At 71.8% G+C, this 15,715-nt stretch carries 14 protein-coding genes; 10 read left to right on the top strand and 4 right to left on the bottom strand.

Annotated elements, in window-relative coordinates:
- The first annotated feature begins 63 nt into the window (after positions 1 to 63).
- Positions 64 to 846, top strand: coding sequence for a hypothetical protein (locus ACFZCP_RS33420; RefSeq protein ID WP_391434776.1), 783 nt, complete (start codon positions 64 to 66; stop codon positions 844 to 846).
- Between the two features lie 100 nt (positions 847 to 946).
- Here ACFZCP_RS33420 and ACFZCP_RS33415 read toward each other — a convergent pair whose 3' ends face one another.
- Positions 947 to 1,711 (bottom strand): hypothetical protein, encoded by a 765-nt coding sequence (locus ACFZCP_RS33415; protein ID WP_391434773.1) that lies wholly within the window; start codon positions 1,709 to 1,711, stop codon positions 947 to 949.
- A 31-nt stretch (positions 1,712 to 1,742) separates the two neighbouring features.
- Positions 1,743 to 1,871, bottom strand: coding sequence for a hypothetical protein (locus ACFZCP_RS33410; protein ID WP_362697025.1), 129 nt, complete (start codon positions 1,869 to 1,871; stop codon positions 1,743 to 1,745).
- A gap of 28 nt (positions 1,872 to 1,899) precedes the next feature.
- Between ACFZCP_RS33410 and ACFZCP_RS33405 the strand changes: the two genes are divergently transcribed.
- From ACFZCP_RS33405 to ACFZCP_RS33390, 4 genes are all read left to right on the top strand, one after another.
- Positions 1,900 to 2,403, top strand: a complete 504-nt coding sequence (locus ACFZCP_RS33405; RefSeq protein WP_391434769.1) for a hypothetical protein — start codon at positions 1,900 to 1,902, stop codon at positions 2,401 to 2,403.
- 263 nt (positions 2,404 to 2,666) lie between these two features.
- Positions 2,667 to 3,638, top strand: coding sequence for an SCO0930 family lipoprotein (locus ACFZCP_RS33400; RefSeq protein ID WP_391434766.1), 972 nt, complete (start codon positions 2,667 to 2,669; stop codon positions 3,636 to 3,638).
- Positions 3,639 to 3,913: 275 nt separating this feature from the next.
- Complete coding sequence (locus tag ACFZCP_RS33395) at positions 3,914 to 4,726, top strand: SAM-dependent methyltransferase (protein ID WP_362697031.1); 813 nt, start codon at positions 3,914 to 3,916, stop codon at positions 4,724 to 4,726.
- The gene (locus ACFZCP_RS33390; protein ID WP_391434761.1) at positions 4,723 to 6,867 is read left to right on the top strand and encodes an EAL domain-containing protein; all 2,145 of its coding nucleotides are present in this window, start codon (positions 4,723 to 4,725) and stop codon (positions 6,865 to 6,867) included. The genes ACFZCP_RS33395 and ACFZCP_RS33390 overlap by 4 nt, the downstream gene beginning before the upstream one ends.
- A gap of 144 nt (positions 6,868 to 7,011) precedes the next feature.
- Here ACFZCP_RS33390 and ACFZCP_RS33385 read toward each other — a convergent pair whose 3' ends face one another.
- Complete coding sequence (locus ACFZCP_RS33385) at positions 7,012 to 7,896, bottom strand: LysR substrate-binding domain-containing protein (protein ID WP_362697035.1); 885 nt, start codon at positions 7,894 to 7,896, stop codon at positions 7,012 to 7,014.
- Positions 7,897 to 8,016: 120 nt separating this feature from the next.
- Here ACFZCP_RS33385 and ACFZCP_RS33380 point away from each other — a divergent pair, with 120 nt between their 5' ends.
- The 5 genes from ACFZCP_RS33380 (at position 8,017) to ACFZCP_RS33360 (ending at position 13,336) form a co-directional block, all read left to right on the top strand.
- The gene (locus ACFZCP_RS33380) at positions 8,017 to 8,688 is read left to right on the top strand and encodes a succinate dehydrogenase (protein ID WP_362697156.1); all 672 of its coding nucleotides are present in this window, start codon (positions 8,017 to 8,019) and stop codon (positions 8,686 to 8,688) included.
- A 2-nt stretch (positions 8,689 to 8,690) separates the two neighbouring features.
- Positions 8,691 to 10,637, top strand: a complete 1,947-nt coding sequence (locus ACFZCP_RS33375; protein WP_391434757.1) for a fumarate reductase/succinate dehydrogenase flavoprotein subunit — start codon at positions 8,691 to 8,693, stop codon at positions 10,635 to 10,637.
- Positions 10,634 to 11,383 (top strand): succinate dehydrogenase/fumarate reductase iron-sulfur subunit, encoded by a 750-nt coding sequence (locus ACFZCP_RS33370; protein ID WP_362697039.1) that lies wholly within the window; start codon positions 10,634 to 10,636, stop codon positions 11,381 to 11,383. The genes ACFZCP_RS33375 and ACFZCP_RS33370 overlap by 4 nt, the downstream gene beginning before the upstream one ends.
- Before the next feature lie 325 nt (positions 11,384 to 11,708).
- Entirely contained in the window at positions 11,709 to 12,503 is a 795-nt protein-coding gene (locus tag ACFZCP_RS33365) for a GNAT family N-acyltransferase (RefSeq protein ID WP_391434754.1), read from the top strand.
- Complete coding sequence (locus ACFZCP_RS33360; RefSeq protein WP_391434751.1) at positions 12,503 to 13,336, top strand: 1-acyl-sn-glycerol-3-phosphate acyltransferase; 834 nt, start codon at positions 12,503 to 12,505, stop codon at positions 13,334 to 13,336. The genes ACFZCP_RS33365 and ACFZCP_RS33360 overlap by 1 nt, the downstream gene beginning before the upstream one ends.
- On the opposite strand, the gene ACFZCP_RS33355 is transcribed toward ACFZCP_RS33360, so the two are convergent.
- The gene (locus ACFZCP_RS33355) at positions 13,326 to 15,674 is read right to left on the bottom strand and encodes an ATP-binding cassette domain-containing protein (RefSeq protein WP_391434748.1); all 2,349 of its coding nucleotides are present in this window, start codon (positions 15,672 to 15,674) and stop codon (positions 13,326 to 13,328) included. The two genes, ACFZCP_RS33360 and ACFZCP_RS33355, sit on opposite strands and share 11 nt — an antisense overlap.
- Between the last annotated feature and the right edge of the window lie 41 nt (positions 15,675 to 15,715).

The raw sequence follows: 15,715 nt of genomic DNA, 5'->3' as shown, positions 1-15,715 counted from the left end.
GGGAGGTGCTTTCTCGCCGATCGACCGGGAACCGGACCCGGTGTGCCTCCCGCGGAGGTTCAGATGCGAAACCAACGTGCCCTGGCGGCCGCGTGCACCGTGGTCGCCTCGCTCGGGCTCGCCACCCCCGTGGCCGTCGCGGACGGGATGGGCAACGGGGGTGTTACGGGCGGAAACGGCGCCATCACCGTCCCGGGCAACGGAGTCGGGCCCGGAGTCGGTATCGGAGTCGCGCCCGGAGTCGGGCCCGGCATCGGACCGGGCTTCGGACCGGGCTTCGGGAACGGCAACAACTTCGGCCGGTGCGACAACGGCCGGGGGGACAACGGCCGGGGGGACAACGGAAGGGGCGACAACGGAAGGGGCGACAACGGAAGGGGCGACAACTTCGGCCGGTGCGACGACCACGACCGGGGCGAGGGCCGGGGCGACATCTTCGGCGACCGGGACGGCAATCCGCGCAACATCATCGCCACGCCCGGAGTGGTCGCCGCCGGCGGCCGGCTCACCGTCACCGTGGACGGCTGCCACGGCGGCACGGCGTCCTCGCGTGCCTTTCGCTCCATCTACCTGGTCCCGATCCGCGACGACGTCTCGCGGGGCGAGGCCATGATCGACCGGGACGCCGCTCCCGGCCACTACGAGATCACGGTCGACTGCAACGGCCGGACCCTCACCCGCCCGGCGGCCTTTTCGGTGCTCGGCGGCGTCCAGGGCGGTGTCGGCGGCAGCATCACGAGCGGTGCCACGCGGACCGACATGGCCATCGGCGGCGGACTGGTGGCCTCGGCCGTCGTCGGGGGCGGTGCGTTCTGGGTGCGGCGCCGCAACGAGAAGCGGATCTGACCGGAGCCCCGCAACCCCTTCGCCGCAGTGCGGCGCACGCGGACGGGCCTTCGCCCCGGCTCCCGCAAGGGGACGGGGCGAAGGCCCGTGCGTGGCGGCGCTACCCCTTGATGCCGGGGAACAGGCTCAGGAACGGCTGGGCGGTCGCCGCGATGCCCCGGCTGTAGGGCGCGTCGAAGTCCCAGATGAGGAAGAGCATGAAGGCGATGGTCGCCGAGAACAGCCCCGCCAGGATCAACTCGCGCGGGGTGCGCCGGATCTGCAGTGCGAAGACCATGCAGATGGTGATGACCGCCCCGGTGAGCAGCCCGAACCACACCACGTGCGGCATCGTCGCCCCGGTCGAGTCGGCCCGCGCGTTGCGCGCCTGGTCGGCGGCGGCCATCTGGTCCAGCAACGGCTGGTAGGCCTGCGCCTCGAAGTCGTTCCTCGGCCGGTAGTCCGTGACGTCGTGGCGGACCTGCGCCAGCAGTTCGGTGCCGCGGTCGGTGACCCGCTCGTGCTGGGTCATCGACTTCCACTCGGTGTGCACGACGTGTCCGACATAGGCGTTGACGTCGTCCCGAATCCGGTCACGGACGTCCGGCGGGTAGACCCGCACCCGCTCGGAGATCTCGTGCAGCGCCTGGGCCTCGGCCTGCACATGGTCCTGGGCGGCGCTGCGCGCCTCCCACACACCCGCGATGGCCAGGCCCAGGACGATGGCGTACACGACACCGATCCACATGGTCATGTACTCGATGACGTCCGGGGTCTCGTTGGGGTCCTCGTCGTCGGGTGCCCGCTTGTGCCGGACGAGGGTGATCACGACCACCACGGCACAGGCCGCCAGCATCGCGAGGACGAGAACAAGCCAATCCGACAACAGGTACCTCCAGAAAGTGAGCGGCGGCCCGTCAGCGCGGGCGCAGGGCCACGACGGCGACGATCGCGGGAATGGTGATGAGCAGGACGTAGACGACCGGCGTGGTGTGGGCGGGCGCGGTGTGCGTGGTCGCCCGGGGGTGGTACGCCGGGTAGCTCACCCGGCTCGCGAGGGGCCGCGGACGGGGCTTGGGCGAGGGGGTCGGCTTCGGTTTCGGCGCCGCAGGTGGTGGGGGAGCCGGGACGGGCCTCGGGATCGGCCGGGGCGCGGGTGCCGGCGCGGGCGCCGGCGGGGCGGGCGGCTTCGGCCTCGGTTTCGGCTTCGGTCTCGGTGGAGGTTTCGGCGTGGGCGTGGGTGTGGGCCGTGGCCTGGGTGTCGGCTTCGGCGACGGGGTGGGCGTCGGTTTCGGCGACGGCGGGGGAGTGGGGGTGGGAGTCGGTGTCGGCGGGCACGGCGGCGGTGTCGGCCTCGGGCACGGCGGGAGCGTGGGCCAGCGGTCGCCGCTTCCCGCCACGGCGACCGCCACCGTGCCGCCCGGGCCCGTCGAGGCGGATGCGCAGGCGTCGGCCGACGCGGTGCCGGCCGGGCAGCCCACCAGGGTCCAGGTCAGGGTCAGAAGGGCCAACACCCGTGTGGCGGGCGCACATCGGGTCACTTCGGGTCCATGCACGACGGAGATCATGAGGCGCTGAGCGCGGTCGCACCCGGTAGTGGGCCGGAATTGATCCGAAGGAGGGATATAAGGCGATCAATGGTTTGACGAGAGGAACCGACATGCCTGGTCGATATGTACGCCCGTGCGACCCCCAGCCACCCCCGGAAGGCAGGGCCCGTCACAGGATCCGGAAAGAAATTCCCCCGGGCTTTGAACACTCCGGCCGGTCCCCTGCGTACCCATGACCGTGCGGCGACGCAGCAGGCGCTGCAATATCCAGGCGAATTTTGGGAGTTGAGGATGAAGACCTCCTGGCGGACCGCCTCACTGGTGGCCACAGCCGCATCGGTCCTGGCGCTGACGACGGCGTGCGGTCAGGACAACAGCACCCCTCCGGCCTCGGCGGCCCAGAACGTCGGGGCCACGGCCCCGGCGGGCGGCTACGGCAACCCGGGTGCCACGACCGGCACGGGGACCGCTGCGGGCAACGGCTACGGCGCCGATGGCAACCAGAGTTCCAGCTCCCCGACCGAGGCCGCGCCCGCGGGCAAGCTGACCGTGGCCAGCAACCCCGACCTGGGCAATGTGCTGACGGACGGCTCCGGCCTCACTCTCTACCGGTTCGACAAGGACACCGCCAATCCGCCCAAGTCGAACTGCGACGGCGACTGCGCCACCACCTGGCCGCCGGTTCCCGCCGACGACGCCTCGGCCGGTGCCGGTATCGACAAGGCGCTGCTCGGCGAGGTCACCCGGGCCGACGGCAGCAAGCAGCTGACCGTGGGCGGCTGGCCGGCCTACCGCTACGCCAAGGACGTCAACGCCGGTGACGTCAACGGCCAGGGCGTGGGCGGCAAGTGGTTCGCCCTCGCCCCCAACGGCAAGAAGGCCTCGCTGTCCTCCCTGCCCGGTCTGTCCGTCAAGAAGGACCCCAAGCTCGGCGACATCATCGTCGACAAGAACGGTATGACCGTCTACCGCTTCCTCAAGGACAAGGCCTGGCCGAAGGTCATCTCGAACTGCGCCGGGGCCTGCCTGGAGAAGTGGCCCGCCGTCGCACCGGTCAAGGCCGACAACACCGAGGGCGTCAAGAAGAAGGGGCTCATGGGCTTCACCAGGCCCGACGGCGAGAAGCAGATGACGGTCAACTGCTGGCCCATCTACACCTTCTCCGGCGACAAGGCTCCCGGGGACACCAACGGTCAGGGCGTCGGCGGCACGTGGTACGCCGTCTCGCCCGACGGCAAGCCGGTCGGCGCGCCGGGCAAGTAGAGATCACCTCCCCAGGGTCGATCGCCCCGCCCACCGGCGCGCGGCCGAAGGTCCGCCCCCTCCGCACCGCACGGAGGGGGCGGACCGCTGTGTCGGGGCATGCGGCTCCCGCGGGCGGGCCGTCACGCAGCGGGGTCGAACGGGCACTTGCCGCAGGCAGTGACCGGGAACGGATGGTCAATTTCCGGTTCGGGTCGCTCCTTTGGCAGGCGATCAGTAGCCTCAGCTCGAACACCGGATCGCCTGTCCCTGTCGCCTACGCCTTGGAGAGATACATGGAGCGTCCCGCCTGGGCCCCACGGAGCATCGACATCTCGGTGCCGAGCGTCTCGCGGATCTACGACTACTACCTGGGCGGATCGCACAACTTCGAGGTCGACCGGGAGGCGGCCCGCAAGGCGATGGAGTTCATGCCGGGCCTGCCGAAGATCATGCAGGCCAACCGGGCGTTCATGCGCCGGGCCGTGCGCTTCGCAGCCCAGGAGGGCATCACCCAGTTCCTGGACGTCGGCTCAGGCATCCCGACGTTCGGAAACGTCCACGAGGTGGCACAGGCCGCCGCACCCGGCGCCCGGGTCCTCTACGTCGACCACGACCCGGTGGCGGTGGCGCACAGCCAGGCGGTCCTCCAGGGCAACGAGGCCGCCGACGTGATCGCCGCCGACCTGCGCAAGCCCCAGGAGATACTCTCCAGCCCCGTGCGGGAGCGCCTGATCGACCTGAATCGGCCAGTTGCCCTCCTGCTCGTTGCCATACTGCACTTCGTGGAAGACGCGGACGACCCCTTCGGTGCGGTGGCGGAACTGCGCGAGGCGCTCGCGCCCGGCAGCCTGCTGATCCTCACCCATGCCTCGTACGAGGGAATCCCGTTGACACCGGAGCGGGCCGAGGGCGCGGTGGACGTATACAGGGACATTCGCAACCCGCTGATCATGCGCTCGCGTGACGAGATCGCGCGGTTCTTCGAGGGGTACGACATGGTGGAACCCGGACTGGTGCAGATGCCCCACTGGCGCCCGGAATCGGCGCCGGAGGACGAGGACCCTTATGCCTTCTCCGGAATCGCCGGCGTGGGGCGTACGGCGTGAGCGGGGAGCCGGACGGGCCGGAGGGCAGACTGCGCCGCCTGACGACGATCTGGAGCCGGTCGTTGTTCCCGATCACCTCCACATCGCTCACCCGCGCCGAGTTCGAGGTGGAACTCCTGCCGCTCGCACGCCGGTTGAGCGGCCTGTTGCGGGCCCGCAGCTTCGACGCCGAGGAGGCGAAGGCGGTCGGCGCCGCCCTGGTCTGGGCGCACTGCACCGACCCGGAGGCGCTCGCCCGCACCCTGGACTGCGTCGACGCCTATCTGGTGCTCTACTGCGGCGAGGATGGCCCCCAGGACGAACTGCGCATGCGTTCCTCGCGGTTGCAGCACGCGATGGCTGCCGGGTACGCGCAGGCGCTGCGCGAGCGCACGCTCGCCGAGCAGGAGGCCATCGCCCAGGCCGCGTTGCGGGCCCAGGGCGTCGTGGCGCAGGCCCTGCACGCCAGCGAGGCCCGGTTCCGCGCCGTCTTCGAGGGCGCGGCCATAGGTGTCGGCATCGCCGACCTGGACGGCAACGTCCTCCAGGTCAACGGCGCGCTGCTGCGCATGTTCGGGCTCTCCGAGCAGTCCGTGCTCGGCCGGCGCGTGTTCGACTGGACCCACCCCGAGGACGCCCCCCAGACCTGGAAGCTCTACGACGAACTGGTGCGCGGCGAGCGCGAGCACTACCACCTGGAGAAGGCCTTCAACCGGCCCGACGGCACGGTCCTGTGGACCAACCTGACGGTCTCCCTGCTCCGTGACCCCGACGGCAACCCGCAGTACCAGCTCGCGCTGATGGAGGACACCACCGAACGGCGTCTGCTCCACCTCCGGCTGCGCTACGAGGCCACGCACGACGCGCTCACCGGACTGCCCAACCGCACGCTGTTCTTCGAGCGCCTGGAGAAGGTGCTCAACGCGGGCGACGGGCAGCGCTTCGGCCTGTGCTACCTCGACCTGGACGGCTTCAAGACCGTCAACGACAGCCTCGGCCACGCGGCCGGTGACCGGCTGCTGGTGGAGGTCGCCGACCGGCTCCAGTCCTGCGCGACCGCGCCCGGCGAGATGGTCGCCCGGCTCGGCGGCGACGAGTTCGTGGCCCTGACCACGGGGCCCGGCACCGAGCGCAAGGTCGACGAACTCGCCGAACGCATCATGAACGCGCTGATCACCCCGGTCAGCATCGACGGCCGGGATCTGCTGGTGCGCGGCAGCCTCGGCATCGTGGAGGGCCCGGCGGGTGAACGCACCGCCGCGGAGATCCTCCGCAGCGCCGACATCACCATGTACCGGGCGAAGTCGGCGGGCGGCAACCGCTCGGAACTCGCCGACCCCGAGGCCGACGCCCGCGCGATCACCCGGCACGGCCTCACCACCGCCCTGCCGACGGCTCTGGAGCGCGGCGAGTTCTTCATCGAGTACCAGCCCCTGGTCCATCTCGGCGACGGCAGCGTCCGCGGCGCCGAGGCGCTCGTGCGCTGGCTGCACCCGCAGCACGGCGTCCTCGGCCCCGACCGGTTCATCCCGCTCGCCGAGCACACGGGCCTGATCGTCCCGCTGGGCCGCTGGGTCCTGGAGGAGTCCATCCGCCAGGCCCGCGAATGGCGAGAACGCTACGGAGCGCAGACGACCGCCGGTCCGCTGCGCATCAACGTCAACCTGTCGCCCTGCCAGCTCAGCCATCCCGGCCTCGTCCAGGACACGGTGGACATCCTCGAACGCTCGGGCGTCACTCCGGACGCCCTCTGCCTGGAGGTCACCGAGTCGGCCCTGATCGGCGCCGACGACGATCTCCTCAAGCCGCTGCGCCGACTCGCCGAGATGGGCGTCGACATCGCCCTGGACGACTTCGGCACCGGCTACTCCAACCTCGCCAACCTGCGCCGCCTCCCGGTGAGCATCCTGAAACTGGACCGCTCCTTCACCCAGGGCATGCAGCAGTTCCCGGCCGATCCCGTCGACCTGAAGATCGTCGAGGGCATCGTCTCCCTGGCCCACAGCCTCGACCTCGCGGTGACCGTCGAGGGCGTGGAGACGGGCGTCCAGGCCGAGCAGCTGCGGATACTGGGCTGCGACACGGCCCAGGGCTGGTACTACGCGAGGCCGGGCCCACCGGAGAGGCTGCACGACCTGGCCCTGGTGGACGCGGCGGGGTGACCGGCGGGGGTGTGGGGGCGCAGCCCCCCAAGGGGGGCGGGGCTGTGCCGATATGCGGCTCCGCCGCGCGGGCGCGAGCAACCACGAGCGACCCGCACCCCCCATGGCGCGCTCCCGGCAGACGCAACCGGGAACAAACCCCCCTCAGCGCTCCAGCAGCATCCGCTGCAGCTCCCGGGCGGCCCGGGGCGGAGCCACATCGCTGCGGTGGGCGAGCGCAATGGTCCGGTGCAACCCCGGCCGTGCCAGCGGAGTGACCCGCAGCCCCCGGCCGGCCCGGGTGGCCACCATGCGCGGCACCACGGCGACACCGAGTCCCGCCCGCGCAAAACCCAGCACCGCGTCCATCTCGCCCCCCTCCACGGCGAACTCCGGCTCGAACCCCGCGGAGCGGCATGCCGCGACGGTCAGCTCCCTGAGGTCGTAGCCGTGCCGGAACATCACCAGACGCTCGCCCTCCAGGTCCGCGACGCCCACGGTCCGGCTGCCCCGGCCGGGCGCCGGCACCTCCGGTGAGGACACCACCACGAGATCCTCCCGCAGCAGCTCCACCGTCGTCAGCGCGGGCGCGGGGCTCGGCAGCGGCAGCACGACCAGCGCGAGGTCCAGGGCGCCGCGCGCGAGCCCCCGCACGAGGTCGTGCGAGCCGCCCTCCTCGATCATCAGCCGGATGCCCGGGTAGCGGTCGTGGAAGGCGCGCAGGACGTCGGGCAGCAGGCCCGTGCACAGGCTCGGTGTCGCCCCCAGCCGCACCCGCCCCCGCCGCAGCTGGACCAGTTCCTGCACCTCGTGGCGGGCCGTGTCCGCGTCGGCCATGATCCGCCGGGCCAGCGGCAGCAGGGCCTCGCCCGCGTCGGTGAGCGTGATGTTGCCCCGGGCGCGCAGGAACAGATCGGCGCCCAGCTCCCGCTCCAGCGCCTTGATCTGCTGGGACAGAGAGGGCTGGGCGACATGGACCAGCTCTGCGGCCCGGGTGAAGTGCCTGGTCTCGGCGACGGCCACGAAGTACTGGAGCTGCTGGAACTGCATCAGGTCAGCATAGCCTCAGCCTATGGAAACGAGCTGGACCATCTCTTGGACCGATCGGGCCGTTCGGCCCTAGCGTGCTGTTCCATGGCTCTGGCAACGCGGACGGACCGACGGCCGTCCATGGCGCGCACGATGTGGGACAGCACCGTCGGCAAGAAGACGGTCATGGCCGTGAGCGGTCTGATCATGCTGCTCTACCTGGTCGCGCACATGATCGGGAATCTGAAGATCTACTTCGGGGCGGGCGAGTTCAACCACTACGCCCACTGGCTGCGCACCGTCGGCGAACCCTTCATGCACTACGAGTGGACCCTCTGGCTGATCCGGGTCGTCCTGGTCTTCGCCGTGATCGCCCACGCCACCTCGGCCTACCAGCTCAGCCGCCGCGACATCAGGGCGCGCCCCACCGCGTACGTGCACAGGAAGCCGCGGGCGAGCTACGCCACGCGGACCATGCGCTGGGGCGGGATCATCCTCGGCCTGTTCATCGTCTGGCACGTCCTGGACCTGACCACCGGCACCGTGCACTCCGGCGGCTTCCAGGAGGGCCACCCGTACCAGAACGTCGTCGACACCTTCTCCACCTGGTACGGCGACGTCATCTACATCGTCGCGATGCTCGCGCTCGGGCTGCACATCCGGCACGGCTTCTGGAGCGCCGCCCAGACCCTCGGCGTCGGCAGCCGCACCCGCGACCGCGCCCTCAAGACCGTCGCGAACGTCCTCGCACTGCTGCTCACGGCCGGCTTCATCGCCGTACCCGTGGGCGTCATGACCGGAGTGGTGAGCTGACCATGACCTACACCGACTACACGACCGGTGAGCCGGTCACCGACACCAAGGCCCCCTCCGGCCCCGTCCACGAGCGCTGGGACACGCGCCGCTTCGAGGCCAAGCTGGTCAACCCCGCCAACCGGCGCAAGCACACCGTCATCGTGGTGGGCACCGGTCTGGCCGGCGGCGCGGCGGGCGCCACCCTCGCCGAACAGGGCTACCACGTCGTCCAGTTCTGCTACCAGGACTCCCCGCGCCGGGCGCACTCCATCGCCGCGCAGGGCGGTATCAACGCCGCGAAGAACTACCGCAACGACGGCGACTCCGTCCACCGCCTCTTCTACGACACGGTCAAGGGCGGCGACTTCCGCGCCCGCGAGTCCAACGTGCACCGCCTCGCCCAGATCTCGGTCGAGATCATCGACCAGTGCGTGGCCCAGGGCGTGCCCTTCGCCCGTGAGTACGGCGGCCTGCTCGACACCCGCTCCTTCGGCGGCGTCCAGGTCTCCCGCACCTTCTACGCCCGCGGCCAGACGGGCCAGCAGCTCCTCCTCGGCGCCTACCAGGCGCTGTCCCGGCAGATCGCCGCGGGGAACGTGGAGATGCATCCGCGCACCGAGATGGTCGACCTGATCGTCGTCGACGGGCGGGCCCGCGGCATCGTCGCGCGCGATCTCATCACCGGAAAGATCTCCACGTACTTCGCGGACGCGGTGGTGCTGGCCTCCGGCGGCTACGGCAACGTCTTCTACCTGTCCACGAACGCCATGAACTCCAACGCGACCGCCGTCTGGCGGGCGCACCGGCGCGGCGCCCATTTCGCCAACCCCTGCTTCACGCAGATCCATCCGACCTGCATCCCGCGCACCGGCGAGCACCAGTCCAAGCTGACGCTGATGAGCGAGTCGCTGCGCAACGACGGCCGGATCTGGGTGCCGAAGGCCAAGGGAGACACCCGGCCGCCGCACCGGATCCCCGAGGACGAGCGCGACTACTACCTGGAACGCATCTACCCCTCCTTCGGCAACCTGGTCCCGCGCGACATCGCCTCCCGCGCCGCGAAGAACGTCTGCGACGAGGGACGGGGGGTCGGCCCCGGCGGCCAGGGCGTCTACCTGGACTTCGCCGACGCGATCCGGCGCATGGGCCGGGCGGCCGTCGAGGCGAAGTACGGCAACCTCTTCGACATGTACCAGCGGATCACCGACGAGGATCCCTACGAGGTACCCATGCGGATCTATCCGGCCGTGCACTACACGATGGGCGGCCTGTGGGTCGACTACGACCTGCAGACCACCGTCCCCGGCCTGTTCGCGATCGGCGAGGCCAACTTCTCCGACCACGGCGCCAACCGGCTCGGCGCGTCCGCGCTGATGCAGGGGCTGGCCGACGGCTACTTCGTGCTGCCGGCCACCATCAACGACTACCTGGCACGCCACCCGCACCAGGACCCGGTGACCGACGAACACCCCGTCGTCCAGGAGGTGCTGGCCGAGACCGAGGACCGCCTCAACCTGCTCCTCGCGGTCGACGGCGACCGCACCCCCGACTCCTTCCACCGTGAACTCGGCGAACTCATGTGGGAGTTCTGCGGCATGGCGCGCACCGACTCCGGCCTGCGCAAGGCCCTGGAGCGCATCCCGCAGATCCGCGAGGAGTTCTGGCGGCGCATCAAGGTGCCCGGCACCGGCGAGGAGTTCAACCAGTCGCTGGAGAAGGCCAACCGCATCGTCGACTACCTGGAGCTCGCCGAGCTGATGTGCCTCGACGCGCTGCACCGCACCGAGTCCTGCGGCGGCCACTTCCGCGAGGAGTCCCAGACGCCGGACGGCGAGGCGGCCCGCAACGACGACGCGTTCTCCTACGCCGCGGCCTGGGAGTTCACGGGCACCGGCGAGGCGCCCACCCTGCACAAGGAAGACCTGGTCTTCGAGTACGTCCACCCCACCCAGCGGAGCTACGCATGAAGCTCACCCTGCGCGTCTGGCGACAGAAGAACGCCGACGCCGACGGCGCGATGTCCACGTACGAGGTGGACGGCATCTCGTCCGACATGTCCTTCCTGGAGATGCTGGACCTTCTCAACGAGCAGCTCATCCTCTCCGGCCAGGAGCCCGTCGCGTTCGACCACGACTGCCGCGAGGGGATCTGCGGGGCGTGTTCGCTCGTCATCAACGGCGACGCGCACGGGCCCGAACGGACCACCACCTGCCAGCTGCACATGCGGTCCTTCGAGGACGGCGACACGATCGACATCGAGCCGTGGCGGGCGGCCGCGTTCCCGGTGATCAAGGACCTGGTGGTCGACCGGACCGCCTTCGACCGGATCATCCAGGCCGGCGGATACATCACCGCGCCGACCGGATCCGCGCCGGAGGCCCACGCCACGCCCGTGCCGAAGCCGGACGCCGACTTCGCCTTCGAGCACGCCGAGTGCATCGGCTGCGGGGCCTGCGTCGCCGCCTGCCCGAACGGCGCGGCGATGCTGTTCACCTCCGCCAAGGTCAACCACCTCAACGTGCTGCCCCAGGGCGCGCCCGAGCGGGAGACACGGGTGCTGGACATGGTGGCGCAGATGGACGCGGAGGGGTTCGGCGGGTGCACGCTGACCGGTGAGTGCGCCACCGCCTGCCCGAAGGGCATTCCGCTGGTGTCCATCACGAGTATGAACAGGGAGTGGCTGCGGGCCGGCCGGAAGGCGGGCAAGAGGTAGCTCCGTCGCGGGGGCGGGGCTGCCCGGTGGCCGGCCGCGCCCCCGCGACGGAGCCGCAGGACCGATACGCCCCGCGCCCCTTCGAAGGCGCCTCAGTGAACGTTCGCCGACCAGCAGGCGGACGGGCGGGGCCGGGACAGGTGCTCGTCCCGGCCCCGTCTGGCTTTTCCCGCGGCGCCCCCACCCGTGCCGTTCAACAAGCCCACACCCACTCTCCGGTCCTCGGTCACGCGCAGGCCAACCGGCGTCGGAAGAACAGGACAGGCAGCCCGGACCGACGGCCTGCCGTCCCCGCCGACCCCGGCCCGTGACCATGGAGAGAGCCATGACCGGCGTCACCACGCTCGACCGTCCTCCGCAGCCCGAGGCACCCACCCGCTACACCGTCACCCTCGCCCGCGACGAGGCCGACGTCCGTGCCGCGCAGCGGCTGCGGCACGATGTCTTCGCGGGGGAGATGGGCGCCCTGCTCGCCACCCCGCAGCCGGGCCTCGACGTCGACCCCTTCGACGCGTACTGCGACCACCTCCTGGTCAACGACACCGTGACCGGACAGGTCGTCGGCACCTACCGGCTGCTGCCGCCGGAGCGGGCCGCCGTGGCCGGCCGGCTCTACTCGGAGAGCGAGTTCGACCTGGCCCGGCTCGACGGGATCCGGCCCGGGCTGGTCGAGGTCGGCCGCTCCTGCGTGCACCCCGACCACCGCGACGGTGCGGTCATCGGCCTGATCTGGGCCGGGATAGCCCGCTACATGGTCGACCGGGGCCACGAGTGGCTGGCGGGCTGCTGCTCCGTGCCGCTGGCCGACGGCGGCACGCTGGCCACCGGCACCTGGGAGCGGGTGCGCGCCAAGCACCTGGCGCCCGAGGAGTACCGGGTACGGCCCCTGCTGCCGTGGGTCCCGAACGCCGAGGTGCCGGCCGGGCACACCCCTCCTGTCCAGCCCACCCGCACCGAGCTTCCCGCCCTGCTCCGCGGCTACCTGCGGCTCGGCGCCTGGGTGTGCGGCGAGCCCGCGCACGACCCGGACTTCGGGGTCGCCGACCTGTACGTGCTGCTCTCGATGCGCCGGGTCAACCCGCGCTATCTGAAGCACTTCCTCTCCCTCGTGCCGGTCTGATGAGCGTCTGGCTGCCCAGCGCGCCCTGCACCCCGGGCGCCTGTGTGGAGCCGGCCGCGCCCGCCGCGGCCGTACCCCGTGCCGTGCTGCGGATCAGCGCGGTCGTGGGCCTGATGCTGGCCGGGATCGCACTGGCACCGCTCGGCGGGAGGATCCCCGCCGAGTGGGTCAGGCGGTGGAGCCGGACGATCGTGCGGGCCATGGGCGTCCGGATCCGCTTCACCGGTACCGCCGCACCGGCCGGCGGGCTGCTGCTGGTCGCCAACCACGTCTCGTGGCTGGACATCCCGCTGCTGGCGGCCGTACGCCCCGCCCGCATGCTCGCCAAGACCGAGATCCGGCAGTGGCCCGTGGCGGGGGCGCTGGTGGCCCGCGGCGGGGCACTGTTCATCGAGCGCGACCGGCTGCGCGCCCTGCCCGACACGGTCGCCCGGATCGCCGGCGCCATGGCCGAGGGCGCGGCCGTGGTCGCCTTCCCCGAGGGCAGCACCTGGTGCGGGCGGGCGCACGGCCGCTTCCACCGGGCCGTCTTCCAGGCCGCGCTGGACGCGGGCGTACCGGTGCAGCCGGTCCGGCTGCGCTACCGGCAGGACGGGGGAGAGGCCGCGAGCACCGCCGCCGCCTTCGTCGGCGAGGACACCCTGCTCGCCTCCCTGTGGCGGGTCGCCCGTGCCCGCCATCTGGTGGCCGAGGTGGACCTGCGACCGGTGATACCGCCCGGGGCCCACCCCGACCGCCGGGCCCTCGCCGCTGCCGCCCAGCCGGTTTCCTCCGAGCCCGGCTGGACGCATGCGGCCCTGCTGGAGCCGCAGCCGGACCGGATCACGGCATGACCCGCGCCAGGTAGGGCGCCGTCGCGCTGTCCTGCGCCCGCGCCACCTGCCGCGGCGGCCCGGCCGCCACGACCCGACCACCTCGGTCGCCGCCGCCCGGCCCCAGGTCGATCACCCAGTCGGCCTCGGCGACCACGGTCATGTCGTGCTCGACCACCACGACCGTGTGCCCGGCGTCGACGAGCCCGTGCAGCCGGTCCATCAGCACCTCGACGTCGGCCGGGTGCAGGCCGGTCGTCGGCTCGTCCAGCAGGTAGAGGGTGTGGGCACGGCGGCCGCGCTGCAGCTCGCTCGCCAGCTTGATGCGCTGGGCCTCACCGCCGGACAGCTCGGTGGCGGGCTGGCCCAGGCGCAGATAGCCGAGCCCCACGTCGAGGAGCGAGCCCAGGCTGCGGGCCGCCGCCGGAGTGTCCGCGAAGAAGGCGGCCGCCTCCTCGACGGTGAGGTCCAGGACCTCGGCGATGTTCCGTCCCCGGTACACCACCCGGAGCGTGTCGGGGTTGTAGCGGGCGCCGCCGCACTCCGGGCACGGCGCGTAGGTGCTCGGCAGGAACAGCAGCTCGACGCTGACGAACCCCTCGCCCTGGCAGGTCTCGCAGCGCCCTCCCCCGGAGGAGGCACCCCCAGCCACGTTGAAGGAGAACCGCCCGACCCCGTACCCGCGCTCCCGTGCCGTGCCGGTGGCCGCGAACACCTTCCGTACGACGTCGAACAGGCCCGTGTACGTGGCCAGGTTGGAGCGCGGAGTGCGCCCGATCGGCCTCTGGTCCACCCGGACCAGACGACCCACCCCGTCCAGGTCCTCGGTCAGCTCGCCGATGAGCGTGGACTTCCCGGAACCGGAGACCCCGGTGACGGCGGTGAACGCGCCGAGCGGGACCCGGGTCGTCACCCCGCGCAGGTTGTGCCGCGTCACCGGGCCGACCGTCAGCCAGCCCCGCGGCTCACGCACCTCGCGCGCGGGGCCGGGCGCCTCGTCGAAGAGATGGCGGGCCGTGGCCGACTCCGCGACCGAGGCGAGTTCGGCGACCGGGCCGCTGTACAGCACCCGCCCGCCGTGCTCGCCCGCGCCCGGACCCACGTCCACCAGCCAGTCGGCGCCGCGCACCACCTCCAGATGGTGCTCCACCACGAACACCGAGTTGCCGGCCGCCTTCAGCCGGTCCAGCACCGTGAGCAGGGCCTCGGTGTCCGCGGGGTGCAGTCCGGCCGACGGCTCGTCCAGCACGTACACCACCCCGAACAGTCCCGAGCGCAACTGCGTGGCCAGCCGCAGCCGTTGCAGCTCACCCGCCGACAGGGTGGGAGCGGCCCGCTCCAGGCTGAGATAGCCGAGGCCCAGCTCCACCACCGGCGCGATCCGGGACTTGAGGTCCTCGGTGAGGACGCGGGCGGCCTCCGAGCCACCGTGCAGCACCGAGGCCAGGTCGGTCAGTGGCAGGGCGGCCAGCTCGGCGATGGTCCGGCCGCCGAAGGTCACCGCCAGCGCCTCGGGCCGCAGCCTGCTGCCGTCGCACACCGGGCAGGGCGCGCCGGTCAGGAAGCGCTCCGCCTTCGCCCGCAGCGTGGCGGACCTGGTCTCGGAGAACGTCTTCATCACATACCGGTGCGCGCTCATGTACGTGCCCTGGTAGGGCCGTTGGATCCGGTCGGCGTCCCGGACCGGATGCACGGTGACCACCGGCTGCTCGTCCGTGAACAGGATCCATTGCCGCTGCTCGGCGGGCAGTTCGCGCCAGGGCCGGTCCACGTCGTACCCGAGCGTGTCGAGGATGTCGCGGAGGTTCTTGCCCTGCCAGGCGCCCGGCCAGGCGGCGATCGCGCCCTCGCGGACCGACAGCGAGGGGTCCGGGACCAGGAGTTCCTCGGTGGTGCGGTGCACCTCGCCGAGGCCGTGGCACTCCGGGCAGGCACCGGCCGCCGTGTTGGGGGAGAACGCGTCCGAGTCGAGCCGCTCGGCGCCGGGCGGGTAGTCACCGGCGCGCGAGAACAGCATGCGCAGGGAGTTGGAGAGATTGGTGACCGTGCCCACCGAGGAGCGCGAGGTCGGGGACGATCGGCGCTGCTGCAGGGAGACCGCGGGCGGCAGCCCGGTGATCTCACCGACCTTCGGCGCCCCGACCTGGTGGATCAGCCTGCGCGCGTACGGCGCGACCGACTCGAAGTAGCGCCGCTGCGCCTCGGCGTACACGGTGCCGAACGCCAGGGACGACTTCCCCGAGCCGGACACACCGGTGAACACGGCCAGGACGTCCCGCGGGATGTCCACGTCCACACCCTTGAGGTTGTGCTCGCGGGCGCCGCGGACGCGGACGTACGGATCATGGGCGCTGTGCATCGGGGGAACTCCGTACGGGGCCTGCCGGGCGGGGACAAACC

The organism is Streptomyces sp. NPDC007971 (assembly GCF_042958635.1).
Lineage (GTDB): Bacteria > Actinomycetota > Actinomycetes > Streptomycetales > Streptomycetaceae > Streptomyces.
The sequence above is the reverse complement of the archived record's forward strand: the minus strand, read 5'-3'. Positions and strand labels throughout refer to the sequence as shown.